Origin of the sequence: Larkinella punicea, from assembly GCF_003334855.1 — a bacterium.
Lineage (GTDB): Bacteria > Bacteroidota > Bacteroidia > Cytophagales > Spirosomataceae > Larkinella > Larkinella punicea.
This window is the reverse complement of the sequence record NZ_QOWE01000030.1, coordinates 29,677-55,374: the sequence shown is the minus strand read 5'-3', so window position 1 is coordinate 55,374 and position 25,698 is coordinate 29,677. Positions and strand designations below refer to the sequence as shown.

21 protein-coding genes are annotated in these 25,698 nt (G+C 50.8%); 9 read left to right on the top strand and 12 right to left on the bottom strand.

Annotated elements, in window-relative coordinates; genetic code table 11:
* Positions 1 to 35: 35 nt before the first annotated feature.
* The 5 genes from DUE52_RS28035 (at position 36) to DUE52_RS28015 (ending at position 7,933) form a co-directional block, all read left to right on the top strand.
* Positions 36 to 1,187, top strand: a complete 1,152-nt coding sequence (locus DUE52_RS28035) for an efflux RND transporter periplasmic adaptor subunit (protein ID WP_114409408.1) — start codon at positions 36 to 38, stop codon at positions 1,185 to 1,187.
* Between the two features lie 107 nt (positions 1,188 to 1,294).
* Positions 1,295 to 4,483 (top strand): efflux RND transporter permease subunit, encoded by a 3,189-nt coding sequence (locus DUE52_RS28030; protein WP_114409407.1) that lies wholly within the window; start codon positions 1,295 to 1,297, stop codon positions 4,481 to 4,483.
* Positions 4,484 to 4,577: 94 nt separating this feature from the next.
* A complete protein-coding gene (locus DUE52_RS28025) occupies positions 4,578 to 6,017 on the top strand; it encodes a TolC family protein (protein ID WP_262511014.1) in 1,440 nt (479 codons plus the stop codon).
* A gap of 101 nt (positions 6,018 to 6,118) precedes the next feature.
* The gene (locus tag DUE52_RS28020; RefSeq protein ID WP_114409405.1) at positions 6,119 to 6,616 is read left to right on the top strand and encodes a metallophosphoesterase family protein; all 498 of its coding nucleotides are present in this window, start codon (positions 6,119 to 6,121) and stop codon (positions 6,614 to 6,616) included.
* 60 nt (positions 6,617 to 6,676) lie between these two features.
* Complete coding sequence (locus DUE52_RS28015) at positions 6,677 to 7,933, top strand: glycosyltransferase family 4 protein (protein WP_114409404.1); 1,257 nt, start codon at positions 6,677 to 6,679, stop codon at positions 7,931 to 7,933.
* 4 nt (positions 7,934 to 7,937) lie between these two features.
* On the opposite strand, the gene DUE52_RS28010 is transcribed toward DUE52_RS28015, so the two are convergent.
* From DUE52_RS28010 to DUE52_RS27995, 4 genes are all read right to left on the bottom strand, one after another.
* The gene (locus tag DUE52_RS28010; RefSeq protein ID WP_133299968.1) at positions 7,938 to 8,474 is read right to left on the bottom strand and encodes a DUF6985 domain-containing protein; all 537 of its coding nucleotides are present in this window, start codon (positions 8,472 to 8,474) and stop codon (positions 7,938 to 7,940) included.
* A gap of 108 nt (positions 8,475 to 8,582) precedes the next feature.
* Complete coding sequence (gene bioB, locus DUE52_RS28005) at positions 8,583 to 9,584, bottom strand: biotin synthase BioB (RefSeq protein ID WP_114409402.1); 1,002 nt, start codon at positions 9,582 to 9,584, stop codon at positions 8,583 to 8,585.
* Between the two features lie 109 nt (positions 9,585 to 9,693).
* A complete protein-coding gene (locus tag DUE52_RS28000) occupies positions 9,694 to 10,986 on the bottom strand; it encodes a hypothetical protein (protein ID WP_114409401.1) in 1,293 nt (430 codons plus the stop codon).
* A gap of 30 nt (positions 10,987 to 11,016) precedes the next feature.
* Positions 11,017 to 12,333: a hypothetical protein gene (locus DUE52_RS27995; RefSeq protein WP_114409400.1), complete on the bottom strand. Its 1,317-nt coding sequence runs from the start codon at positions 12,331 to 12,333 to the stop codon at positions 11,017 to 11,019.
* A 454-nt stretch (positions 12,334 to 12,787) separates the two neighbouring features.
* On the opposite strand from DUE52_RS27995, the gene DUE52_RS27990 reads away from it, so the two are divergent.
* Complete coding sequence (locus DUE52_RS27990) at positions 12,788 to 13,423, top strand: hypothetical protein (protein ID WP_114409399.1); 636 nt, start codon at positions 12,788 to 12,790, stop codon at positions 13,421 to 13,423.
* A 1-nt stretch (position 13,424) separates the two neighbouring features.
* On the opposite strand, the gene DUE52_RS27985 is transcribed toward DUE52_RS27990, so the two are convergent.
* The 3 genes from DUE52_RS27985 to DUE52_RS32540 all read right to left on the bottom strand — a co-directional run bounded on the left by DUE52_RS27985 (position 13,425) and on the right by DUE52_RS32540 (position 14,694).
* Positions 13,425 to 13,874, bottom strand: a complete 450-nt coding sequence (locus DUE52_RS27985; protein WP_114409451.1) for a hypothetical protein — start codon at positions 13,872 to 13,874, stop codon at positions 13,425 to 13,427.
* Between the two features lie 51 nt (positions 13,875 to 13,925).
* Positions 13,926 to 14,387 (bottom strand): Lrp/AsnC family transcriptional regulator, encoded by a 462-nt coding sequence (locus DUE52_RS27980; protein WP_114409398.1) that lies wholly within the window; start codon positions 14,385 to 14,387, stop codon positions 13,926 to 13,928.
* A 139-nt stretch (positions 14,388 to 14,526) separates the two neighbouring features.
* Entirely contained in the window at positions 14,527 to 14,694 is a 168-nt protein-coding gene (locus DUE52_RS32540) for a hypothetical protein (protein WP_165841051.1), read from the bottom strand.
* A 78-nt stretch (positions 14,695 to 14,772) separates the two neighbouring features.
* Between DUE52_RS32540 and metE the strand changes: the two genes are divergently transcribed.
* The 3 genes from metE to DUE52_RS27965 are packed head-to-tail and all read left to right on the top strand — an operon-like array spanning position 14,773 to position 17,796.
* Positions 14,773 to 17,100 (top strand): 5-methyltetrahydropteroyltriglutamate--homocysteine S-methyltransferase, encoded by a 2,328-nt coding sequence (gene metE, locus DUE52_RS27975; RefSeq protein ID WP_114409397.1) that lies wholly within the window; start codon positions 14,773 to 14,775, stop codon positions 17,098 to 17,100.
* 41 nt (positions 17,101 to 17,141) lie between these two features.
* Entirely contained in the window at positions 17,142 to 17,387 is a 246-nt protein-coding gene (locus DUE52_RS27970; RefSeq protein ID WP_114409396.1) for a cysteine-rich CWC family protein, read from the top strand.
* A gap of 22 nt (positions 17,388 to 17,409) precedes the next feature.
* A complete protein-coding gene (locus DUE52_RS27965; RefSeq protein ID WP_114409395.1) occupies positions 17,410 to 17,796 on the top strand; it encodes an acyl-CoA thioesterase in 387 nt (128 codons plus the stop codon).
* 210 nt (positions 17,797 to 18,006) lie between these two features.
* Here the strand turns inward: DUE52_RS27965 and DUE52_RS27960 are convergent, their stop codons facing one another.
* The 5 genes from DUE52_RS27960 to sppA form a co-directional block, all read right to left on the bottom strand.
* Positions 18,007 to 18,996 (bottom strand): ParA family protein, encoded by a 990-nt coding sequence (locus DUE52_RS27960; RefSeq protein WP_114409394.1) that lies wholly within the window; start codon positions 18,994 to 18,996, stop codon positions 18,007 to 18,009.
* Positions 18,993 to 20,189: an RNA/DNA-binding domain-containing protein gene (locus tag DUE52_RS27955; RefSeq protein WP_114409393.1), complete on the bottom strand. Its 1,197-nt coding sequence runs from the start codon at positions 20,187 to 20,189 to the stop codon at positions 18,993 to 18,995. The genes DUE52_RS27960 and DUE52_RS27955 overlap by 4 nt, the downstream gene beginning before the upstream one ends.
* 74 nt (positions 20,190 to 20,263) lie before the next feature.
* Positions 20,264 to 22,198 (bottom strand): pyrroloquinoline quinone-dependent dehydrogenase, encoded by a 1,935-nt coding sequence (locus DUE52_RS27950; protein ID WP_114409450.1) that lies wholly within the window; start codon positions 22,196 to 22,198, stop codon positions 20,264 to 20,266.
* Between the two features lie 148 nt (positions 22,199 to 22,346).
* Complete coding sequence (locus tag DUE52_RS27945) at positions 22,347 to 23,534, bottom strand: helix-turn-helix transcriptional regulator (protein WP_114409392.1); 1,188 nt, start codon at positions 23,532 to 23,534, stop codon at positions 22,347 to 22,349.
* Positions 23,535 to 23,690: 156 nt separating this feature from the next.
* Positions 23,691 to 25,454 (bottom strand): signal peptide peptidase SppA, encoded by a 1,764-nt coding sequence (gene sppA / locus DUE52_RS27940; RefSeq protein WP_114409391.1) that lies wholly within the window; start codon positions 25,452 to 25,454, stop codon positions 23,691 to 23,693.
* Between the last annotated feature and the right edge of the window lie 244 nt (positions 25,455 to 25,698).

The window sequence follows — 25,698 nt, the reverse complement described above, 5'->3', positions numbered from 1 at the left end:
CGCTTAAACGCTTAACGAGAAATCATATCACAATCATGAAAGGATACGTCATTGCCATTGCGCTATCAATCAGTGCTTTTATCACGGGTTGTAGTAGCCAGGCCGAGGAGAAAACCGAGGTTGAAAAACCGGCACTCCCCATTTTTGAAATTACAAGACAGTCGACCACCCTGCAGCGTGAATACGCCGGCAATGTGGAGGCCGTTCGGAACGTGGAAATTCGTGCCCGCGTTGGCGGGTTTCTAGATAAAATACATGTCGACGAAGGGCGGCAGGTGAAAAAAGGCCAGTTGCTTTTCCAGATCAACCAGGCTGAGTACCAGGCCGAACTGGCCAAAGCCAAAGCCAACCTGAAGAGCGCGATGGCCGAAGCCAAAACCGCCGAGGTAGAGCTGGGTCGTGTCAAGTTGCTGGTCGACAAGAAAGTAATTTCGGCTTCCGAACTGGAACTGTCGAAGTCGAAACTCGATGCGGCCAAAGCCGCCATCGAAGAGGCTCAATCGGCCCAGGAGAATGCTTCGCTGCGCCTGGCTCACGCCAGCATCCGCGCCCCGTTTGATGGCGTGATCAACCGGATTCCGTCCAAAATGGGGAGTTTGATCGAAGAAGGCGCGCTGCTGACTACGGTTTCGGACATTCGTGAAGTCTACGCTTATTTTCACGTGTCGGAAAAAGAATACCTGGAGTATATCAAAAAAGGGCAGCATAGCAGCAGCGGGCAGGAAGTAACGCTGCTCCTGGCCGACGATACCCCTTACAAGCAGGCGGGAAAAATCGAAACGATGGAAAGCGTGTTCGACGATGGTTCCGGCACGATTGCTTTCCGGGCCCGTTTTCCAAATCCTGATAAAATGCTCAAGCACGGGGCTACGGGCAAAATTCGCCTGAAAAATGAAGTGGACAATGCCGTTCTGGTTCCCCAGAAAGCCGTGTTTGAAATCCAGGATAAGAACTACGTGTATGTGGTCGATGCGTCCAACAAAGTCAAAATGAGGAGCTTCGTTCCCCAGAGCCGCGTCGCCCAGTTTTACCTCGTGAAATCGGGGCTGGAACCCGGCGAAAAGGTTGTCTACGAAGGCATTCAGAACATCCGTGATGGTCAGCAAATCGTTCCGCAGGCCCTGTCACCCGAAAGTTTGCTGACCTTAAACCCCGCAAAGTCCGAGGCCGAAGTCGTTGCCAACTAACCGGGTAAACCTCCGATCATTACACTCCACTCTTCGGTACAGAGCAACTTTCGGTCGCATCCGCGATCGGAGGGCAGCCTGTACTTTAGATTTATTAGCACGAAACTATGTTTAATACGTTCATAAAAAGGCCATTACTCTCTGCCGTAATTTCCGTGTTTATTACGCTGCTGGGAGTCTTGTCGCTGATGAATTTACCGGTTACCCAATTTCCCGATATTGTTCCGCCATCAGTTACCGTAACGGCAAAATACACCGGAGCAAATGCGCAGGTAAGTACAAAAGCTGTGGCAATGCCGTTGGAACGAGCGATCAACGGGGTTCCCAATATGACCTACATGACCGCTGTTTCCGGAAACGACGGGATCACCTTGATACAGGTTTTTTTTAAGGTAGGAACAAATCCTGATCTGGCGGCTGTCAATGTCCAGAACCGGGTTACGACGGTTTTGGATGAACTTCCGGAGGAAGTAATCAAGGCCGGGGTAACGACGGAGAAAGAAGTAAACAGCATGCTGTTGTATATGAACCTGGTCAGCACAGATTCAGTGGCTGACGAAAAGTTCATTTATAACTTTGCCGATATCAACATTTTGGCGGAACTGAGACGGATTGATGGCGTTGGTTTTGCCGAAATCATGGGGTCTCGGGAGTATTCTATGCGGGTGTGGCTCAAACCCGACCGGATGACGGCCTATGAAGTTTCTGCCGATGATGTCATCGCGGCCATTCGGGAACAAAATGTGGAGGCTGCTCCCGGAAAAACGGGTGAAAGTGCCGATCGGGATGCGCAGGTGTTGCAATATGTTTTGCGCTACACGGGGAAATTTATTGAACCGGTTCAGTACGAAAATATTGTTATCCGAACCAAAGACGATGGTTCGATTCTTCGTTTAAAGGATGTCGCAGACGTAGAATTTGGGTCACTTAACTACGGTATTTTGTCGAAAAATGATGGGCGACCTTCCGCTTCTCTCATGCTAAAACAGCGTCCGGGGTCGAATGCCCGGGATGTGATTGCCAACGTCAAGAAACGCATGGCCGAGCTGAAAGAAACGACTTTCCCGCCAGGCATGACCTACAACTTTGCCTACGATGTGTCGCGTTTTCTTGACGCTTCCATTCACGAAGTAGTTCGTACGCTGTTCGAAGCTTTCATCCTCGTATTCATCGTCGTCTTCCTGTTCCTCCAGGACTGGCGTTCGACACTGATCTGTGCCCTGGCGGTTCCGGTGGCGCTGGTCGGTACGTTTGCGTTCATGGATGTGATCGGTTTCTCGGTGAATCTGCTTACGCTCTTCGCTTTGGTGTTGGCCATCGGGATTGTGGTCGATAATGCCATTGTGGTGGTGGAGGCCGTTCATGCCAAAATGACCGAAGAACATTTATCTCCACGGGCGGCTACGTTTGCGGCCATGAAAGAAATCAGCGGAGCCATTGTTGCCATTACGCTGGTGATGTCAGCGGTATTTATCCCGGTCGCTTTCCTGTCAGGTCCGGTCGGTATTTTCTACCGGCAGTTTTCGCTGACGCTGGCGATTTCCATTGTGATTTCGGGGATCAACGCCGTAACCCTGACACCGGCTTTGTGCGCCCTCTTGCTACGACCCGTTCATGGGGAGCAAAAGGGATTGCTGGGACGGTTTTTTGCCAAATTTAACCGTGGATATGATGCCGTTGCCGGGAAATATCGGCGCGGTTTGCGTCCGTTTGTGAATCGAAGCGTCGTGACCTGGGGCGTTTTGCTGCTTTTCGTAGCGGCAATCTGGGGGATCAACACCATTTTGCCCGCCGGTTTCATTCCGACCGAGGATCAGGGTATGATTTACGTGAACGTGACCACACCCGTTGGGGCTACCGTGGAGCGGACGGAGGAGGTCATGGATCTGGTGCAGCAGGCGGCTTCCAAACTCGAATCAGTCGAGAACGTATCGACGCTGGCGGGTTTGAGTCTGATGACCGACGGCGCCGGGGCGTCGTACGGGATGGGCATGATCAACCTCAAAAGCTGGGACGAACGCAAGGAGTCGGTCGACGATGTGATTGCCTTGCTGGCCGAGAAAACCAAGAATATCAACGATGCCAGCATCCAGTTCTTTTCGCCACCCACGGTACCCGGTTTTGGGAATTCGAGCGGTTTTGAAATCCGGTTGCAGGACCGCACCCGAAGCGATGATCTGCAAAAGACTAAAAAAGTAACGGATGAGTTTATCGCCGAACTGGAAAAGCGACCGGAAATCAGCCGGGTGTTCACCAGTTTCGACCCCAGTTTTCCGCAGTACGTGTTGCATGTTGATCAGGATAAAGCCGCTCAGAAAGGCGTTTCCATTGACAATGCCATGAGTACGCTTCAGACGCTGATGGGAAGTTTTTACGCGTCCAATTTCATCCGTTTCAATCAGATGTACAAGGTGATGGTTCAGGCTGCACCCCAATACCGGGCCAAACCGGAGGACGTGCTGAACCTGCGGGTGAAGAACAAACAGGGCGAAATGGTGCCGTATTCCAACTTTATCACGATGGAGCGCGTCTACGGGCCGGAGCAGTTGACCCGCTACAACATGTTTACCTCGGCCATGATCAACGGCGAGTCGGCGCCCGGCTACAGCAGTGGGGATGCCATTAAGGCGATTCAGGAAGTGGCCAAAGAAAAGCTGCCGCGCGGTTTTACCTTCGACTGGTCGGGGATGACGCGCGAAGAAGTATTGTCGGGCGACCAGGCCATCTGGATTTTTGTGATCTGTCTGGTCTTCGTCTACCTGTTGCTGGTGGCGCAATACGAAAGTCTGTTTTTGCCGCTGGCGGTTTTGCTATCGTTGCCCGCCGGTATTTTCGGGTCGTTTCTGTGTCTGCAACTGGCCGGTTTGCAAAACAACATCTACGCGCAGGTTTCGCTGGTCATGCTCATCGGTTTGCTGGGTAAAAACGCCATTCTGATCGTAGAGTTTGCGAACCAGAAACAGCAGGAGGGAATGTCGATACTGAAAGCCGCAATGGAAGGAGCGATGTCGCGTCTGCGCCCGATTCTGATGACCTCCTTCGCGTTTATTGCCGGACTGATTCCGCTTTGTATTGCTTCCGGTGCCGGAGCCCTGGGGAACCGTTCCATCGGGACGGCGGCTGCGGGCGGTATGCTCATTGGAACCCTGTTCGGACTCTTTCTGATTCCGGGGCTGTATGTCGCATTTGCCAAACTCGCCCAACTGCTGCAAGCCAAACCGCCCAAAGACGACGAGTTGGATCAGGTTCCGGTATTAACTCAAACTCACGAAAATGGAACGACCGTTCATTCATAAATCAAGTATTTCAGAAGCCCCTAAATCCCCTAAAGGGGACTTGGAACATCCGGATTTTGCTGCGTCCAAGTCCCCTTTAGGGGATTTAGGGGCTATTAAACCGAAGTTTCAAAAGCTCATAGTTTATCTCATTCCGCTTTTTCTATTGAGTAGCTGCCGGGTTTCTGAACCCCTGCAACTGCCGAAAGCCCGGACACTGCCCACGTCGTTTACCGGAAACACGGACTCGACATCGGTTGGCAACCTGAATTGGAAAGCGTTCTTTTCGGACCCGGATCTGGAAAGTCTGATCGATACGGCTTTGGCCCGAAACCCGGATTTGCAGATTGCCTCGCAGCGCATCGAAATGGCGCGTGCCAATTTTGAGTACAGCCGGGGGGCGCTGGTGCCGTCGGTCAATGCCGTGGCTGCCGCCGGAGTCGATCGGTTTGGGCGCTACACCCTGAACGGCGTCGGGAATTTTGATACCAACCTGTCGCCTAACATTGATGGTAAACAGCGCATCCCCGATGCAACGCCGGAATACTTCCTGGGTTTACGGAGCAACTGGGAGATTGACCTGTGGGGGAAACTGCGAAACCGCAAACGAGCGGCTTACGTGCGTTTTCTGGCGTCCGAAAAAGGGCGTCATCTGATCGTTACCTCACTGATTGCCGAGGTCGCCCGCCTGTATTACGGGCTCCTGGCGTTGGACAGCGAACTGGAGATTCTTCGCGAAAACCAGGCTTTGCAACAACGGGCGTCCGAACTGGTGGTGGTTCAGAAAGCCGCCGGACGCGTTACCGAACTCGCCGTTCAGCAATTCAATGCGCAATTGCTCAACACCCGGAGCCTGGAAGCCCAGGTGCAGCAGCAAATTGTGGAGACCGAAAACCAGTTGAATCAGTTGCTGGGGCGGTTTCCGCAACCCATTGCACGAAATAAAACCATCAGCAACCAGGAATTGCCGGCCCAGATCTCGGCGGGCATTCCGAGTCAGATGCTGCGTCGCCGACCGGATATCCAGCAGGCCGAACTGGCGATGGAAGCTGCGAACGTCGACGTGGAGGTGGCCCGGGCGGAGTTTTTGCCGTCCCTGACGCTGACGCCCTACGTGGGCCTGAATGCATTCCGGGCGTCGGTTTTGCTTGATCCGGCTTCCTTGGCAATCGGCGTGTTGGGCGGGTTGGCGGCTCCGGTTTTCAACCGCCGGTACCTGAAATCGAACTACTCGTTGTCGGTTGCCCAAAGCCGGGAAGCGTTTTACGGATACCAGAAAACCGTGCTGACCGGTTTCAGCGAAGTGACCACCAGTTTGCGGGGAATTGAAAATTACCGCAAGGTGGCGGAACTACAGGCACAGGAAGTGGCGGTATTGGGCCAGGCGGCTACTATTTCCGATGAACTATTTGCAACGGGCTATGCTTCGTACCTGGAAGTCATCACGGCACAGCGCAGTGTGCTGGCGGCTGAACTCTCGCTGATTAACACCAAACGGGCGCAGTTCTTATCCGTCATCGACCTGTATCGGGCGCTGGGGGGCGGCTGGCAGTAAACTAAATGTTATGTTACACAGGGTTTATCGGAGGGAACCAGAGGTTATCAGGGCGTCTCTGATTAACTTTGATTTTCTCCGATAAACCCTGTGTAACAACCTTGACTCGCATCGGCTTGCTTTCCGACACCCACGGTTTTTTAGATCCACAACTGTTTACCCATTTTGCGGAATGCGATGAAATTTGGCATGCCGGCGACATCGGTTCGGTGAAGATCATCGACGACCTGCGGGCTTTCAAACCGTTCCGGGGCGTTTTCGGCAACATCGACGACCGGGATGTGACCCACGAATGTCCCGAACACCAGCGGTTTGATCTGGAAGGGCTTTCCATCTGGATGACGCACATCGGCGGCACACCGCCCCGGTATAATCCTATTGTCCGGCCCGGTTTGATCCAGCATTCGCCGGATCTGTTTGTATGTGGTCATTCCCATATTTTGAAGGTTACCCGCGATCCTAAAATCAATAACCTGCTGTTTATCAATCCCGGAGCTGCCGGAAAACACGGTTTCCACCCGGTTCGGACGGTTTTGCGGTTTACGCTTGATGCCGGTCGGGTTCGGGATATGGAAGTGATAGAATTGGGTAAGCGGTAAAAAAGTTGCCGAAAATAAATACTATATTGGCAACTCGTTTACCTGAATGAGTGGTAGTTGATGAAAATTGCAGTTTGGCATAATCTGCGGAGCGGGGGCGGAAGCCGGGCTTTGCACCAGCATATTAAAGGGCTTGCCCAGCGCGGTCATTCCATTGAAGTGTGGACGTCGTCGGTCGCCGACACGAAGTTTCTGGACGTGGACCGGTATGTGGACAAGACGCACATCCTGCCGTTGTCGATGGACATCCGCATTCGGGACGAATACCGGGATAAGCTCTGGGCGTTGAAATTCGAGCCGGAAACCCGCATCCGGCGAATGCTTGACTTTTGCAGCCGCTGCGCCGATCAGATCAACGCGGGCGGTTTTGACGTGCTTTTTGCCAACTCCTGCATCAATTTTTCGATGCCCTACATCGGCCGGTTCGTTAATATTCCGAAAGCCCTGTATCTGGGCGAACCCAACCGTACCCTCTTTGAATCGTCACCGGAACTGATCTGGGAAGGGCTTCCGCCGGCCAACGGAAACTGGAGAAAGGCCGACTACCGGAGCCAGTATTGGGACGATATGTTCAAGATTCGTCAGGCACGCGTGCGGGTACGGGAAGAAATTCAGAACTACCGCAGTTACGATAAAGTACTGGTCAATTCCTATTTCAGCAACGAAAACGTGCTTCGCGCCTACGGTGGCGCGGGTGAAGTCTGTTATCTGGGCATCGACGCCAGCCTGTTTCCCTACCAAAATTTACCCCGTGAACCGTTTGTCATGGGCTTGGGGGCGTTTTTTCAGCACAAACGGCCCGATCTGGCCATTGAGTCGCTGGCCCTGATTCCCGAAGCCATTCGCCCGAAACTGATCTGGGTGGGCGACATGGGCGACACGGCGTATGTCGACAAGTTGAAGGACCTGAGCCGGTCGTTGCAGGTGAACTTTGAACCCAGGGAAAAAATACCGCATCAGGAACTGGTGCAACTCCTCAATACGGCATCTTGTCTGCTGTATACGTCGACTCTGGAACCCTTCGGCCTGGCTCCGCTGGAGGCCAATGCCTGCGGTTTGCCGGTGGTCGCTGTTGCGGAAGGAGGAGTCCGGGAAACCGTTATTGGGAATTACAACGGCCTGTTAGTCAACCGGAAACCGGAAGAAATGGCGCGGGCGGTGGAGCGGGTACTGACGGATAGCGGCCTGGCGGATCGGCTTTCGCGCAATGCCCGGCGGATTGTTCAGGAGCAGTGGACGTTTGAAAAGGCCATCGACCGGATCGAGGACGCCCTATTCAACACGATTGGGAAAGACAAGGACGTGTTTGTGAAGTAGTTACTTAGATCGGGTTCCAGTGAAACTGACCAAAGCCTACATCTTCTCCACCAATTTCAGCAATTTTATATTCCTTAAAACGAATTCCTAACCCGTGTTCTTCATCGAAAGTGCAGCTAAAACAAAGGCCGAAAGTCCCTTCTTTCATCTTTTCCGGGCAGTGAAGCGATTTTAATTTTATTAAATCATCGATTTTATATACCTCATTTAATTGTATTAGAGGGTATTTAGTCGTGTCATCCATATAATGACCGTAGTCATTCCATATAAATTGATAATATTCAAATATAGATTTTCGAATGTCATCAACAAAAGATTGCTGCTTTTCAACTAACGTAGTAACTGTTTTAATTTGTTCTTGATTTAGTGTTGTTCCCTGTGCTTGAAAGTGACATTTATTACAGCCAAAAATCTTTAAATTCACTCCACATTGGCAAGATGAATCCGTAATGCCATAAGCCGGAAATAAATAGCTTTCCCAAATGTACTGGCTTGGATATTGTCTTCTATGCCATAGATCGTAAGTTTCATTAGATTCCATACTTTGCATTTAAGTTTGCGGCACACGTATTTCGTAAAGCTTCGGAAGGTATATTCTGGAGCTTTACGAAACATAATAAACAAAGTTACAGTCTCTCCGAAACTTGTCTCACAACGGAATCTGCTCAAAAACCACCGCCGGTTTCTCCGCATCCTTAAACGCCTTGCGCGGGCGGATGTTAAGCGTCTGGAACAATTGCCGATCTTGATCTTCTTCCGGATTGGGTGTGGTCAGCAGTTTGTCGCCGGCAAAAATGGAGTTGGCACCGGCCAGAAAACACAATGCCTGCTCTTCGGTGTTCATCCGAACCCGGCCCGCCGATAAGCGTACCATCGCCCTGGGCATGATGATCCGGGCGGTGGCAATCATCCGAAGCATTTCCCAAACCGATACGCGGGGTTGATCTTCCAGCGGAGTCCCTTCAACGGGAACCAGCGCATTGACCGGGACGGATTCGGGGTGTTCGGGCAAATTGGCCAGGGTGAGCAGCATCCCGATGCGGTCCTGGTGGCTTTCGCCCATGCCGATGATGCCGCCGGAACAAACCGAAATACCAGCCTGCCGAACGTTGCCGAGCGTATCCAGCCGGTCGTCGTAGGTACGGGTCGAAATGATGTCACCGTAGTATTCTTCGCTGGTGTCGAGGTTGTGGTTATAGGCGTATAAACCGGCGGTTTTCAGTTTTTCCGCCTGCGTTTCGGTCAGCATCCCGAGCGTGCAGCACACTTCCATGCCCATCCGGTTGACGCCCTGCACCATTTCCAGCACCTTGTCAAAGTCCCGGTTGTCGCGGACTTCGCGCCAGGCGGCTCCCATGCAGAAACGCGTGCTGCCTGACTCCTTCGCCCGGTGGGCGGCCGTCAGCACTTCGTCCACTTCCATAAGCTTGTGAACTTTTACGCTGGTATGGTACCGCGCGGCCTGGGGGCAATAGGCACAGTCTTCGGGGCAGCCCCCGGTTTTGACCGACAACAGCGTACAAACCTGCACTTCCTGCGGGTCGTGGTGCTGGCGGTGAACCGTGGCAGCCCGGTAGATCAGATCAAGAACAGGGGAGTTATAAATATCAGCGATTTCGTCGCGGGTCCAGTCAGTACGAACGTCAGTCATAGCAACAATCTAGAGCGTGTCAGGTAATAAAGCCAAATATAGGGGGTGGAGGAGTTTGGCGCAAACGCAAAACCACTTCAATCCACCGATGTTTACCGGTTTCTGAAACTTACATCCGGGTTGGTTCGGGTCTCAGGGGCAGAATGGGAGCCAACTGCGGAGCCAGTTTGAGCTGTTTTTGCGCCTTTACCACCAGATAGAGCAGGTAGCCGACGATGAAAAGCTCAATGCTGTATTCCAGGATATAAACCGGTTTACTGAAAATTTCACTCACCGTTTGGTAATACGGCTGCCCGATTCGCCACCACAGGGATGGATGGACGGCCGCTGCAATGTTGAACACCAGTAGAAAAACCACTGACGTTCGGTTGCGGAAGTCGACCATCTGAAACACCAGGGGCAACATAAACAGGTAAGTATAGTTGGCAACGGCATTTTTCTGGACCACCGTCATCAGGCTGAAGGTGGCGATGTAGAACAGCGGAAAATACGTTCGGTAATCGTGGTTTCCTCGTAACCGCAGCACTTGTACCCCCACCAGCAGGCAAATGACCAGCCCGGCGTAGTTCCAGACCGACAGTTCGGCATTGATGAAACCGGAGGTGAAAGGATGCAGCAGGGAAGCCCAGTTGGGCGCTTTCAGGTATTTCCCTTCTTCCAGCGGTTGTTCGATGAACAACGAACCGGTTTTAATGTACAGGAAAATCAGAACCGGGATACCCAGCGTGGCCAGACCCGCCATCAATGGAATCAGCCGACGGGTGAGGAGGAAAAATGGCAGAATGATCAGGATGAAAACCGCTTTGGTCGATAGAATGCCCAATGCCAGCAGCAAACCGCAGAGGTACGCATTCCCGTCGCGTTGGAGGGCGACAATGGCCAGCAGGGCAAAAATCCAGAGTGCCACGTCTTCCTGTCCGCTCAGAATGGACATCACGAAAGGAACGGGAAGCATCATGTAAAACAAGACCCGGAAAAGACGTTCCGCGCGCGGCATTACGTCCTCATAGGTTCGGTATGTCAGCCAAACCGCCACCAGTTCGATCAGGGTTAAGAACAGCACCAGCGAGCGGGTATTGTCCCAGAAAATCAGCGGAATTTCCATCCAGAAACCGTAGAAGGGCGAATACGGATTCAGGACATCCCGGTACGGTATTTCCCGCAATTTGGCGGAGATGCCAATGGGATAATAGTAGTTGGCGACATCCGACTGGGGCGAAAAGTCGAAGAAAATATAAATCACCACAAACGGAACCAGCCGCAGCAGAACCCAGAAAATCAACAGCCAGGGCACCTTCTTTTCGTCCAGAAACGATTCAAGAACCGGGCGTTTGAACCACGCAACCAGCAGCACGGCACTCAGGAGGAAGGCGGTTGCGGCCTTTGCGTAAACAATAAACATAGTTGAAATGCTATGAAAAGAAAACCTGCCTTACGAAACCGACGAACGACCCGTCGACCAGGATTGGGGCGGAAAGGATGGGCTCGTGGCCCGGTCCAGTGATTTAAGGTGGTTAAACGTGTGCCAGACCAGTGAAAGCAAGAGCCCCACTTCAATGACCTGAATCACATAATCGGCGGTATTCACCGGGGCGGCAAAAACGGTTTGCCAGTCGTCATAATTCAGCATCCCGACATAGATTACCCAGATGATGGGTTGAATGACAATCAGGAAGTTGAGCAGGATAAGCTGAAAATTGAACGATTTGTCTTCGATTCTGACAAATTCAAACAGCACCACGATCATGTACATGAACAGGTAAAAACCGGGGGCACTGGGCTGAGCCAGCATGAAAATGCCGAACGTTAGGATGTAAAGCGAAGGGAAAATCTGCCGATAGCCCAGATGCCGGTACCGGATGGCCACCCAGGACGACAACCCCATGGTGATGAAAAGGCTGATCGTGTTGAGCCGCGTCAGGCTCATCTGGTTATACAGACTGCTCAGAAACGGCCGGGTGATGCTGACGATGTTGGGCGTCATGTGGTAGCCGGAATGTTGCAGCGGCATCAGGAAGGCATCGCCCATCAGAAGGTACAGGATGACGATGGACGGAACGCCAACGAGCGCCAGCCCCAGCACGTACTTGAATTTGTTGTCGACCAGAAAGAACACCGGCACCAGCAGCACGATGATCATGCTTTTGATGACAATCATCGACAGCCCCCAGATGACGCCAATCCACAGGCTGCTTTGCGCACGGCTGGTGTAGAGCAGGGTGATGAGACCTACCCCCCAGAACCAGACGTCTTCTTCGCTGCTCAGGATCATGGCGACAAACGGCATGGGCAACAAAAAATACAAAACCGCCATCAGCAGGGAATCCGGTCGGCTAGCCTGGTAATACCGCCAGGTGGCCCAGACGATGGCGAACTCGATGAGGGCCATAAAGGGAATCAGAATTTTGGCATTGTACCAGAGGTAAAGCGGCAGACTAATGAGGTAGCCAAACAGCGGACCGTGGTAGGAAAGAAAATCCCGGTAGACCATTTTGCCCGCAAAAGCCGCAATGGCTTTCTTGTAGAAGAATTCAGTGTCGCTGCGGGGGGCAAAATCCAGGATCAGATACACGATCAGGAACGGAATAACCCGGAAAACGATGAACGAAACCCAGAGCGTCAAAGCGGGCCGTGGGTTCAGGTGGTGGCGGAAAGGAGCGGGAAATCGAATCAGAAGCCAACTGGCCAGAGCGAGAAGTAATGAAACGACGACTTTTACGACTGAAACCGTATCCTCAAAAAATAGCATGTAACGAATGGGTGGTTTTAATTTGGGGTAAAGTTCGGTATTGTCGCTGTGGCTGCCAAATAAAAAAAATCATACTCGGCCAGTCGTAAAAATTGTTGGCTAAATTGTCAGATTTGGCGACCTTTGCAGTAGAACTACGATCTTGACTTGTGAACACCGCCCAACAGGCTATCCAACGGGTACGATAAAACCAAAACCAGCGTCAAGGCGGTTACCGGTTTTTTGGCGAATGTTTTGTTCACTAATCTACTGATTACTAGCTGATCTTTTCTTTTGAGCCGCAGCGTGATGAAGTCTGCCTAAGTGATCTTTTTGTTCACTACAGGCTTTTTGCGATTCAAATTTTCGGTTTTTCGAGGGAGGTTGAGGTGCTTCATAAGGATTGAAAGGAAAGTGCAATCGTTTTTTGATTTAAACGAAAATACAAATTTACATAGTATCAAAACCTAATAGTATGTTTTATCTTGCTCGTTTAACGAATAATAATAGGGGCTACAAAGAACCATCCGGCCCTAATTATAAGTCTGATAATGCCACCTCAAGCCGGACGGCTTTTGAAGCGACCTACGGCTTTGGCATTGAAGAGTGGTTCCGAAACGAACGGCATTCGTACGAAGGGTATCAGTATGCCTACATTGAAGGGTTGGGGCCGGAGCAGAATCTGGAAATTCCCATTCTGTTGTATACCCTCCGTTTTGCTGAAAATGGCAAAGGGTCGGCTAAAAAATTAGTGGTGGGTGTGCTGAGAGAATGGCAACACATTTCGCAGTGGGAAGCTGAATTACCGACCGAAGTGGTAGCCGAATGGTATGAGCAAATGAGGAGCGAACTCGGTGATTTGCTGGAGTCGGTAGCACCCGACAAACGCCCGCTTGCGATGAAACAACTGCTCTACCACAGTCAGTATCCCAACAAACCGAAGCCGTTGTTTAACGTTCGGTTTAAGCCTGAACAACTGGATTACCGGGTTTCCAAAATCATCGATGCGAGTTCATTTGGGAAAAACAACTCCTTTGCCATCGAATTGAAAACCGTGGAGAGTTACGACGCTAAAACGCAAAAAATCCTGACGGATTTGGGGCTGGAATAATCTACCGGCATTCTGTCTTCAGTAACGTATACCTGAAACCGCCTTCCGGTTTTATCAACACCCACCGTCCTTCTGTTTCAACACGCTCGCCTTCGTGCCAGGTAATGGCATCGCCGGTGAGCGTGAAGGTGATTTCGTGTGGTTGCGTTACGCCTTCACCCGAACGCTGCCAGTCGGCCCGGATTTGATTCTTCGTTAACGTTCCCTTCAACGGACCCCGCGCCCGGTCTTTTTCATAAGGCAAAATGGCCAGCTCGCCGGTTACTTCGGCGCCCTGAATGACTAGCCGCAGCAGCGTGGTATCGCGCCCCACTACCTGCCGGTAGCAAACGGTATCGATAGACGTAACCGTCGAATCAGCCGCATTTTCCGTTGTTTCCGACCGGCGGGAACCGTCACCGCAGCTACTGAGTACCAACATCAGGAGTCCTGAAGGCAGGATATATCGCATGGGGTTTTGGGTTTTTCCGGTCAATCGGTTGAGAGTGATCGGATTTACTGACTAAAAATTAACGTTATAGGAGTTTTTGTTTTCACACATCACAAAGGTACTGTGTGTGCTTCCAATGCTTGTCACCGAACCAAGTTTATTGAATACAAAATCCTGGTAGTGTTTCATATCTTTCGCATACACTTTCAATAGAAAGTCGAAATCCCCGGAAATATTGTAGCATTCGACGACTTCTTCCAGTCTAAGAATATCGCTTACAAACTCATGACCAATACTTCTATCGTGCTGCTTAAGCTTGATATTACAAAAAACGATTAACCCGTAATGGAGCTTTTCCGCATCGATGATGGCGATGTATTTTTTAATGTAACCATTCGACTCCAGTCTTTTTACCCTTTCAAAAACCGGTGTGTGCGACAGATTTACCTGATCTGCCAATTCCTTAATGGTCACATTCGAATTTTCTCCCAACAATTTGAGCAACTGTAGGTCTATTTGATCTGGTTTTTCCACGGAATAATTTCCTTCTATTTGTAAAAAATGACTTGTTAAAAGAAGAAATATCTAATAAGATTACAAATATAGATTATTATTCTAAATTTAATCCTCACTAGTAGATATTTAGTCTTATTATATAATTTTGTTGAGATTTTTAATCTAGTACAGAGGGTTCGATTGTATTTGACACAGCTTTTCCTTGAAAGATGGGCAGGCGACTTGCCTTAGCCATGTTGATCAAACCGACACGCTTCCGGACTTCCATCAGTTCCTGACTTTTACGTATTTCCCTGTCTTTCAGGGGCTGGGTGAGGTGTGCCATGGGTGTTGGTTTTCCACAGCGTGCGGGTGTAGGGTGTTCGGCAAAGAATTCTGTACCCTTATAAACCAACTCACACAAATGGTCGCACACAACCTCGGCTATCCACGAATCGGTAGCCACCGCGAACTCAAAAAGGCCAATGAACAGTACTGGGCCGGAAAAATTACGCATGACCAACTGGCCGAAGCCGGGCAGCGCATCCGGCGCGACAACTGGCTGACCCAGCAACAGGCCGGGATCTCGCTCATTCCGTGCAACGATTTCTCGTTTTACGATCAGATTCTGGACTGGTCGCTAACCGTCGACGCCATCCCGGAACGGTTTCGGCCCCTCGCCGAAAAACCCGGGGTTCGCGAACTGGATCTCTATTTTGCGATGGCCCGCGGCTATCAACAGAACGGTCTGGATCTCATCGCCCTGGAAATGACGAAGTGGTTCGATACCAACTATCATTATCTGGTTCCCGAATTCAGCAAAGCACAGTCGTTTTCGCTGCGTTCCGGGAAAGTCTTCACGGATTTTGAGGAAGCCAAAACCGTGTTGGGCCGTATTCCCAAACCGGTTTTGCCGGGGCCGGTAACGTATCTGTTGCTGGGAAAAGAAAAAGAGGACGGTTTTCACCGGCTGGATTTACTCGACCGACTGCTGCCGGTGTATGAACAGATTCTGAGCCGTCTGGAGGCACAGGGTGCCGAATGGATTCAGTTTGACGAACCGGGTCTGGTGCTGAATGCCGATGAGCAACAACAAACAGCCTACGCCACGGCCTACCGGTTTTTGCGCGAAAGGTTTCCAAACCTGAAATTTCTGGTCGCTTCGTATTTCGAATGTTTTGGCGAAAACCTCCCTCTGGCAACGCAATTGCCGGTCGATGCGCTGCACATCGACCTGGTTCGCTGCCCCAATCAACTGGATGACCTGCTGCACACGGATTTTGTGGATCGCAAAACTATCCTGTCGCTGGGCGTAGTGGATGGCCGGAACATCTGGATCAATGACCTAAACCGTTCGCTCAGCCTGATTCAGAAAGCCACTGACGCCCTGGGCCAAAACCGCGTGTGGGTGGCTCCATCGTGTTCGCTGTTGCACACGCCCTGCGATCTGGCTTCGGAAACGGAAGCCAGCGGTTTAACGCCCGAAATCAAGCAATGGCTGGCTTTTGCCAAACAGAAACTGAGCGAAGTGGTTAAACTGGCAACGATTGCGGCTCAGCCCGACAGCGAACAGGCGAAGATCTGGCTGATTGAAAATGAGACGGTTCTGGCCGAGCGCCGACAATCCGCGCTGATCAACCGCCCGGACGTTCAGCAACGGGTGCGTCAATTGACCGACAAAGATACGCACCGGGGCGCACCCTTTCATCGGCGCCAAAGCATCCAGCACGAGCGGTTGAATCTGCCGTTGTTTCCAACGACGACCATTGGTTCATTTCCGCAAACCGACGATGTTCGCATCAACCGGGCGAAGTTCAAAAAAGGCGAAAAGACGCTGGAGCAATACGAAGCGTTCATTCGGGTCGAAACCGAAAAGGCCATCCGCTGGCAGGAAGAAATCGGTCTGGATGTGCTGGTTCACGGCGAATTTGAGCGCAACGACATGGTCGAATACTTCGGCGAATGGCTCGACGGTTTTGCCTTTAGTCAGAACGGCTGGGTGCAGAGCTACGGCTCGCGCTGCGTCAAACCACCGATCATCTACGGCGACGTTTACCGCCCCGAGGCCATGACCGTTCGCTGGGCCGAATATGCGCAATCGTTGACCCGGAAACCGGTCAAAGGGATGCTGACCGGCCCGGTAACGATTCTGCAATGGTCGTTTGTCCGGGATGATCAGCCGCGCCGGGATACGTGTATGCAGATCGCTTTCGCGATTCGGGATGAAGTGGTCGATCTGGAACGGGCTGGTATTCAGGTTATTCAGATTGACGAACCAGCCATTCGGGAAGGCTTGCCGCTGCGCCGGGAAAACTGGGAAACCTACCTGGATTGGGCCGTGAAGGCGTTCCGGGTGTCGGCGTCGGGTGTGCGCAACGAAACCCAGATTCACACACACATGTGCTATTCTGAATTCAACGATATTATTCAGTCGATTGCCGATCTGGATGCCGATGTGATCACGATTGAAACCTCGCGGTCGCAGATGGAATTGCTGGATGCTTTTGTTCAATTCAATTATCCGAACGAAATTGGCCCCGGCGTCTACGACATCCACAGCCCGCGCGTGCCGACCACGGAAGAAATCATCGCGTTGCTTCATAAAGCTGCCGATGTGTTGCCGGTTCGGAATCTGTGGGTCAATCCGGATTGTGGACTGAAAACCCGCCGGTGGCCGGAAACGGAACAGGCACTCAAAAACATGGTGCAAGCCGCCCAAACGGCGCGGAATCTGGTGATTGAGAGGGTGTAACCAAACTTTTTAATATTTTTCATTTCCGTTGCTATAAACCTATGGAAACACTAACGAAAAAGCACGAAACCGTCGGTTGTCCGCGTTGCGGAGCGGCTTTTGAATGCAAGGTGGGGAGCATTACCCTCTGCCAGTGCGTGGCGGTTCCGTTGAGCGACGAACAGCGGGATTACGTTCGTTCTCAGTTTGCCACTTGTTTGTGTGCCAGGTGTTTGCAGGAAGTACGAACGGAATATAACCAACAAAAGCATCAGGAATTGCTGGGGAAATTCCGGAATGCGCATTGAATTTTACTCCTAATCTGAAAGTATGACGTCAATCGAAGAAAAAATACAACTCGCCGAAACCCGGGTTTTTAAAGCGGTTTTTCCCAACACCACCAATCATTACGACACCCTTTTTGGCGGTACGGCCATGCAAATGATGGACGAAATTGCGTTCATCACCGCCACCCGGTTTACCCGCAAACGGGTCGTAACGGTTTCGTCAGATAAAATCAATTTCAACAAGCCCATTCCGGCCGGAACGATTGTTGAACTCATCGGCCGGGTGGCGCATCTGGGCAATACCAGTCTGCGGATCGATGTCGATATTTTTGTCGAGGAAATGTACAGCGATCACCGGGAACGGGCCGTTCATGGTTCGTTCACATTCGTGGCCATCGATGAGCATAAAAATCCGGTGAAAATTCTATAAAAACAGAACACCCGGCCATTTCGAGCGATTCGAAACGACCGGGTGTGTTCAGTCAGAACCTCATGACGCGAGCCGGTAACATCAGCGGTTCCCCTGGCGCTTCGTTATCATAGGTAGGTCGAGCCAAAGGCTTCTGTGCCGGATATACGAGTCAGGGGCGTAAATGGTTGCGTTGTATTGAAAAAAAAATAGAATATGTTCGCCGTATTTTTAGTTCGCATTAACTCTCTCAATGATTTTGTTTGTAAGATCCTTAAAATCCATATAACATTTCTGTACAGCTTGATAATGAGCCCCTATAGCCCCGTCAGCCGGTTTTAGTAAAAACATTGGTTTGTGAGCTTCCATTGACATAGGTGCTAGACTACGATAGTGTTTTAGCATGGCTAGGCAGTTTACATTCAAATCAGCTTCAATGGAGGAAGGAAACACATTTGATTGATTTCTAAGCACAAACGTTTGATATACTTCAGGAATTCGGTCAGCCCAGCGGATATACGACTTTACCGGACGACTGTCACGTGAACTATATTGTAAAATTACGTAGCCTACGGGAAGCATTTTTCCTGCAGGAATCTGGCTTTTGTCTGGTTTAGGATATTCATTTTTACGTTTCTCCCACTGATTATGCCAGTCGCTTAAAGTTTTTCCTAGATTTTTTATTCCTTGTAGTGAAAATAAGTCAGAGGCTACAGGCAAAACTACATAGTCGGTACTAATGAGTACGGCCCGGTTGATGGCTCCCAAGTTAGGACCAACATCGATCAAGACAAAATTGGCACCAACTTGCTGTGATGCGTCATCAATTAAGCTTTTAAACAATGAAGTTACTTTGAACCCAAAGAGGTCTCCGGCTAAACATTTGGTCCAAGCATCACTAAGCTTATCCTCAAAAGCAGAAAGGGCCAGATTGCCAATGAGCAAAGAAATAGTAGGGGTTATTGTTTCAATATGAACGGGTTGGTAAGGCTCTCCTTCACTAACTGGTATGATTGCGTCAAGAATCGTTTCATTACGCTCTTCCAGCACAATTTCTTCCATGCGTTCCTGCGTTAAAAACATAGAAGACAAATTTGATTGAGGATCGAGATCAACTGCTAAAACCCGATGCCCCAATTCTGATAACATCCAAGATATGTGATACACAGTGGTAGTTTTTCCTACACCACCTTTATTATTGAAAAATGTTATTATCTTCATATTGTAGGCCTTTTGAAAATTTTAACCCCAAAATACATCGGTTGGTCATACTGAAACTCGGGAGCAGGGTTCCCGTTTGCTGACAATTCACTTTTAGCAGTTGCAATGCCTCTATTAAACCGATTTACATATCCCATTATTTTTAATGCTTCTGCAATAACCGGATTCCGATAGTCATTTTGATGCGGGAAGTTTTCTGGTCTAGCAACTCCGTATAAGCCTCCTGGGTTTGTTATTTCAATTCGGTCATTGAATTCATAAAATTTTATAGGGGCATTTGATTCATAATCCCTATGCATTACGGCGTTGTTAAGCAGTTCCCGAATAGCTCTGAATGGGTATGCTCTAACTATTTCCTCCTGTAAAGAGCTAATGCTAATTGGCCGATTCTCAATATTGTTTTTTACAAAGGCGTCCAACTCTCTCATTGTCGTCAGCAAGTCTCCTGAAAATACTTGCTCATTTATGACATCAGAATCCAGACCGTTTCCGGCAAAACGAACATACTGGATATAGGCCCCTTGAATATAGTAGTTAGGGTTGTTCCCCAACAAGAGAATTCCTGCTTGTGTCGGGCAGTCGCGCACAACATCATATAAACGTAACGAACCTAGTTGCTGTTTTAATTCTCGGTGATTAGCTGCCAATGTTTCAGCGTCAATGGCATTGGGTAAATAAATTAATTTGAAAATTTCAACATTGATATCATTCAGGCTGCTGCCGATGGCCGGACTGGAGTCAAAAGAGCGAAAACTAGTAGCCCGTTTTTCAGTTAACATTCGTTCTTCGGCTTCTGTAGCAATGGCTTTTCTTGGACCATTTCTAATCCATATTCTTCCTCTGTACCGAACAGGCGGGAAGAAACTTGGAAATACTTCTACAACGACAACACTTCCTGCTGACAAATCATACTTCTGTATTGTAATTGCCGGTTTAGGTAGCACATTACCATCGTCCCGTATTGCTGCTAAGTTGCGCAGCAGTTCGTCTGTTATGTTAATATTTATTATTCTTCCTGTTTTATCATCTACGCCGATTACTAGGTAGCCAGGAAGTTTGTGATTTGGGAAATCGTTGGAAAAAGCACAAACTGCTTCACAAAATTTATCGGTATTGTGGGTAGAGATGGTCCGTTCGATTCTGTCGGACTCCATATCAGATAATAACTTGATCAATTCATCCGGAGATAGCATAGTGTAAATGCGTTAACAATCCGGGAATTTACACATTTTTTGAACGGACATTAAAATTGTACCATAAATCATACTTACGGCAATTGATAGGCCACTACATAATCACCCAGTTTCGTTCCCAGCTTGCCGTGGCCTCCGGCGGCAATGACCACATATTGCTTTCCATTGATCTGGTACGTCATCGGCGTGGCCTGTCCACCGGCGGGCAATGGAACCTCCCATTGCAGGCTACCGTCGCTGGTTTTAAACGCCCGAAAATGTCCGTCCATTGAAGCCGCTACGAAAACGAGACCGCCCGCCGTGGCAATGGCCCCGCCAAAGTTGATCGAACCCCATTGTTTTGCTTCGGGAAACTGACGCGGATCGAGCATGAAGCCCAGTGGTACTTCCCATTCCAATGTGCCTTTTTTGAGATTAATAGCCGCTAAGGTTCCCCAGGGCGGAGCGGTTTGCATCGTTAAGCCGGTTTCCGTTTTGGCAAACAGATAGCTGCGTTTCATCACGTAGGGAGTGCCGGACTGCATACCGGTTTCGGCCCGCATCAGCTCCTGGTCGTTTTTGACCGATTGTGCCAATTGGGCTCTCGGAATCAAGGTGATGGACGCGGCCAGTCGGTTGACATTGGTGATCAGCAAACCGGATTCGGGATCATAACACATCCCGCTCCAGTTGATCCCGCCCACATTGCCCGGTGCAACGAGTGTGCCTTTGAGCGAAGGGGGCGTAAAAGGGCCTTCGTAACGCAGGGCGGCAATCCGGCGTTGGGCGGCTGCTTTGGCGTCGGGTGTCAGGCCCCAGGCTTCCGGTTTTTGCAATCCCAGCAGGGGAAGCGTCGCCGGAAAAGGCTGGGTGGGATGCGCTTCTTCTCCCGCAATATCGGACGCTGGAACGCGCCGTTCCTCAACGGGCAGCAACGGAACACCGGTTTCCCGGTGCAGGATGAAAACGTGTCCCATCTTCGTGCCGACAGCCACCGCCGGAACCGGTTTTCCATTCTGATCATACGAAAACAGCAACGGCTGGGCCGCATTGTCATAATCCCAGATGTCGTGGTGAACTGTCTGATAACTCCACACTACTTTTCCGGTGGAAGCGCGGATGGCGACGATGGAACTGGCGTTGGCGTTTTTGCCCAGCCGCTCTCCGCCGTAATAATCCGGGCTGGGCGAGGTGGTAGGAATGAACACCAGATCCCGTTCGGCATCCGCCGAGATGACCGACCAGGCGTTGGCGGCACCGGTTTGGGTGGCATTGGGTCCTTTCCAGGTCTCGAAACCGGGATCGGTTTTAGAACGCGGAATGGGGTCCCAACTCCAGCGTAATTTTCCGGTGAGCGCATCGTAGGCCCGAACGACGCCCCGTTCGTAATTAAACCGCTGGTTGTCGCCCATCGACGACCCGACAACGATGGTGTTGCCGATAACGGCGGGGGGCGAAGTGACGCTGATGTTGCCGACGCCCTGCCGCAGATCGACGATTCCGTCCTTTCCGAACGAAGAAACCGGCTTGCCGGTTTTGGCATCCAGCGCAATGAGCCGACCATCCAGTGTGGGAATCAAAATCCGTTTGGCGGCACCGGAAGCGGTTTTACCGTTGGACGTGGGCCAGACCGACACGCCACGCGACGTAATTTCGGACAAATCCTGCCGCAAATAGACTTCCGGATCGTACGACCATTTTTGCTGGCCGGTGGCGGCATCGATGGCAAAAACCCGCGACGAGGGTGTGCTGAAGAAAAGCGTTCCGTCGACCATCAACGGCGTCGCTTCAAAAGCCGCTTTTTCGTCGGCACTCGTGCCTTTGTATTGCTCCAGTTCGCCGGTTCGGAAAGTCCAGGCCACGGTTAACTGTTTGACGTTGCCGGTATTGATTTGTTTCAGGGGTGAAAACCGCATGCCACCGGGATCGTTGCCGTAAGCGGGCCATTCGACCGAGCCGCTGGTTGGCGTTTGACCGATGACAGGAATGGCTGCGTAAAGAAAGAGAAGCGTTGAAAGGAGGTAGTTCATGGGGATGGTTTCTTCCGAAATGGACGGTTTAATCTGGATGAATAAAGCCAACGCCAGCGCACTGACCGGAAAATCTAATCGCTGATTGGCTGGGACAAAGATGGCCGTCTACGGGCACTAAACCGCCGTTTTCCGATCGTCAAGAAGTTCACGCCGACCGGGACGAAGTCGCTATGGCCCGAAATTGCGCCGGTGTCTGCCCCGTCAGCCGCTTAAAAGCCGTGTGAAAAGCCGAGGTGGAATTGTAGCCTACCCGCTCAGCAATCTCGTCGATTTTGAGATTTGCCGTGCCGGAATCCTTTAACAATTGCTGCGCTTCACGCACCCGATAAGTCGCCAGCAGATCGAAGAAACTTTGCTCCCGCCGGTCGTTCAGCAGTTGCGAAAGGTGGTGAGATGAGGTTCCGAGCTGCTGTGCCAGTTTGGGAAGGGAAAGGTCGCTTTGGAGAAACGGTTTTTCGTCCTCCATCAAGCGCGTCAATTTTTGCAAAACCGCTTCTTCTACCTCTTCCGATAGAGCCGACTTTTCATACTTTTTGCGGGGCGATGGAGCTTCAGGCTCCGGATCGGGTTCTTCGACGAAGAAGTTGGATCCGCGCATCACCAGAAAACTGGTGGTATAAATGAGCAGGGTGAGGTAACAGGCCAGGATATAATCGCCCAGATCCTCGTAGAATTGGGGTTTGATAAAAACCGCCAGAAGGGGAAAAGATAAATTCAGGAGAATCAGGTTTCGGAGTTGGGCCAATTGGCTGGGTGCTGGCTGGAACAGCGAAAGACCCCGTTGACGAAACGCTTTGCGAATGTCGAGGAAAGAAAAGAAAGCGTAGATAGCGCAACCCAGCATGGTCATTTCACTGACGTAATCGCGCAGGTTCGTGAAATCTTCCGGCAGGTATTCGTCACTGTCTATATAGGATAGTTCGGGGTGATACGCATGGAGGTAAGCGTTGTATTTAAACTCAATGGGTTGATAAAACCAGGTGACGGAATTGATGGCCCAGATGATGGCGGGCAGCATATGCCAGAACCAGTGCTTCGGCAACCGCTGGTGGAGCCGGGCGAAAACAAAGAAATAATATAGCGGGCCGAGCGTAAAATTGACCGGTTCTGAAAAGTCGATCAGCCAGAGCACCTGGAACATGTAATTGGTATAGCACAGGAAAATTTCGGCAATGATGGCCGACAAACCCAGCACAAACCAGCCAATGCACCGGTTTGAAACCACCCGCCCCCGTTCGCCCGTCAGGAAAAAGATGCCGAGAAAAATTCCCTGGGCCACTCCCAGCAGAATAATCAGAGCAAACAAATCGAGGTGAACCGTCAGTGTCTTCATAGGTGGCAGCAATGCGTTCGTAAGATACAAAAAAGACGTTGCAGGTGTTTACTATCAAAAAGACCTGCCAGGTTTTTAAAACCTGGCAGGTCTAGTATTGACGGTTTTCGATGTAGACCTGTCAGGTTTTTAAAACCTGACAGGTCTGCGTAGTCGTTATTTCACATCCAGCCCAAACGGCAGACGGGCCTGAATCCCCTCCATCCGTTTCAGGGTTTTGAGGTATTTGACGTAGGGTGCCAGGTCGCCGAGGGTGGCCTGCATGGTTTCTTCGTCGCTGCCGGTGAAAGATTTGACCAGTTCTTCAATGGCGTTTTTCTTTTCCGGCGTATACCGGACGCGGTAGTCACCCGCTTCCAGTTTAGCGGCTTTGGCGGCCAGTTGAATGGCTCTGTCCAGCCCGCCCAGTTCGTCGACCAGCCCGTTGGCTTTCGCCTGAACGCCCGACCAAACCCGGCCCGAAGCCAGGGCTTTCAGGCTGTCGACCGACAGCTTGCGGCCCTGAGCGGCTTTGCTGGTGAAAATTTCGTAGCCCCGGTTGACGCTTTGTTGCAGCACATTCTTTTCGAAAGGCGTCATTTCGCGGGTGAAAGACGGAAAATCGGAGTGTGTGTTGGTCACCACGCGGTCGTAGGTGATGCCCAATTTATCCTTGAAGAATCCTTCGGTGTTGAACAGCATCCCGAAAATACCGATCGAGCCCGTAATCGTATTGGGTTCGGCCACAATCTGGCGGGCACCCATCGCCAGGTAATACCCGCCCGAAGCCGCATAATCGGACATCGAAGCAATCACCGGTTTGGCTTTATTGGCCAGCACGATTTCGCGCCACATCACATCCGACGCCAGCGCACTGCCGCCCGGCGAGTTGACCCGAATCACAATGGCTTTCACTTTTTCGTCCAGACGCGCTTTCCGGATTTGCTCGGCCACGCGGTCGGAAGCAATGTTTTCGTCGTCTTTTCCGGACACAATTTCACCGTCGGTTACGATGACGGCAATGCGGTTTTTAATGTTTCCTTCTTCGACGTATTTCTTGGCGTTTTCGTATTTGCCCAGCGTAACGAAGTCGATTTTCTTCTTTTCATCTATTTTCAGACTCTTGCGGATGTCGGTCTCCACTTCGTCGTAATAGGCCACTTTTGTCACCAGTTTGGCTCTCAGCGCATCTCCGGCGGTTTGAATAGAGAGGTCGTCGGCCAGTTTCTTCAATTCCGGAACCTGCAAGCCCCGGCTTTGGGCGACATTCGCCAGAAAATGCGTATTGAGGGAGTTCAGGAAGGACGTGGTTTGCGCTTTATTGGCTTCACTCATATCCTCCCGAATGAAGGGTTCGACGGCACTTTTGAATTCGCCGACCCGGAAAATTTCCGGTTTGATGCCCAGCTTGTCGAAGGTGCCTTTGAAAAACGTGTATTCGGCATCCAGACCGTTCCACTCCAGGGCACCGGCCGGGTTCAGGTAAATATTGTCGGCTACGGATGCGATGTAGTAACCTTTTTCGGTCATCACCTCGCCATAGGCGACGACGAATTTCTTCGATTTTTTAAAGTCAATGAGGGCATTCCGGATTTCTTCGAGCGATGCCCAGCCGGTTTGTGGGTATTCGGTTTGGACATAAACCCCTTTGATGTTTGGATCGAGTTTGGCGTTGGCCAGTGCCTGTTTCAGGTCGATCAGGCCAATCACATCGCCGGATGAATTGAAGGGGCCAAAACCGCCGAATGGGTTTTCAACGCCGATTTCACGAATGGGGCTATTCAGGTTGAGCTTCAAAACGGAATTTTCCTTCACCGATACTTCATCGCCGGAGGCCGCAGAAAAAGCGGATCCGATTGCCAGCACCATCAGGAAGGCCACGAAGGTGAAAAGCAGTATACCGACGATGGTTGCAAAAACGTATTTAAAAAACTGACGCATGTTTTGGGTTGACGACTGATAAGTAATGAATTAGAAACGAGAAAAAAGACAAGCGATGTGAGACATGCGACGGTCCGTCGTAATGCTCTTCCAATGGTACCATTATTTCATGTATTTACACCTAAAGCAATAAGGTACATGAAACGGATTGAAATTCACACCAAATCCATAACAAAAATAAAAAGGAGACGGCTCCCCATCTCCTTACTTTATGTTGAATGTGACTATTTGAGGAAGAGTGGAA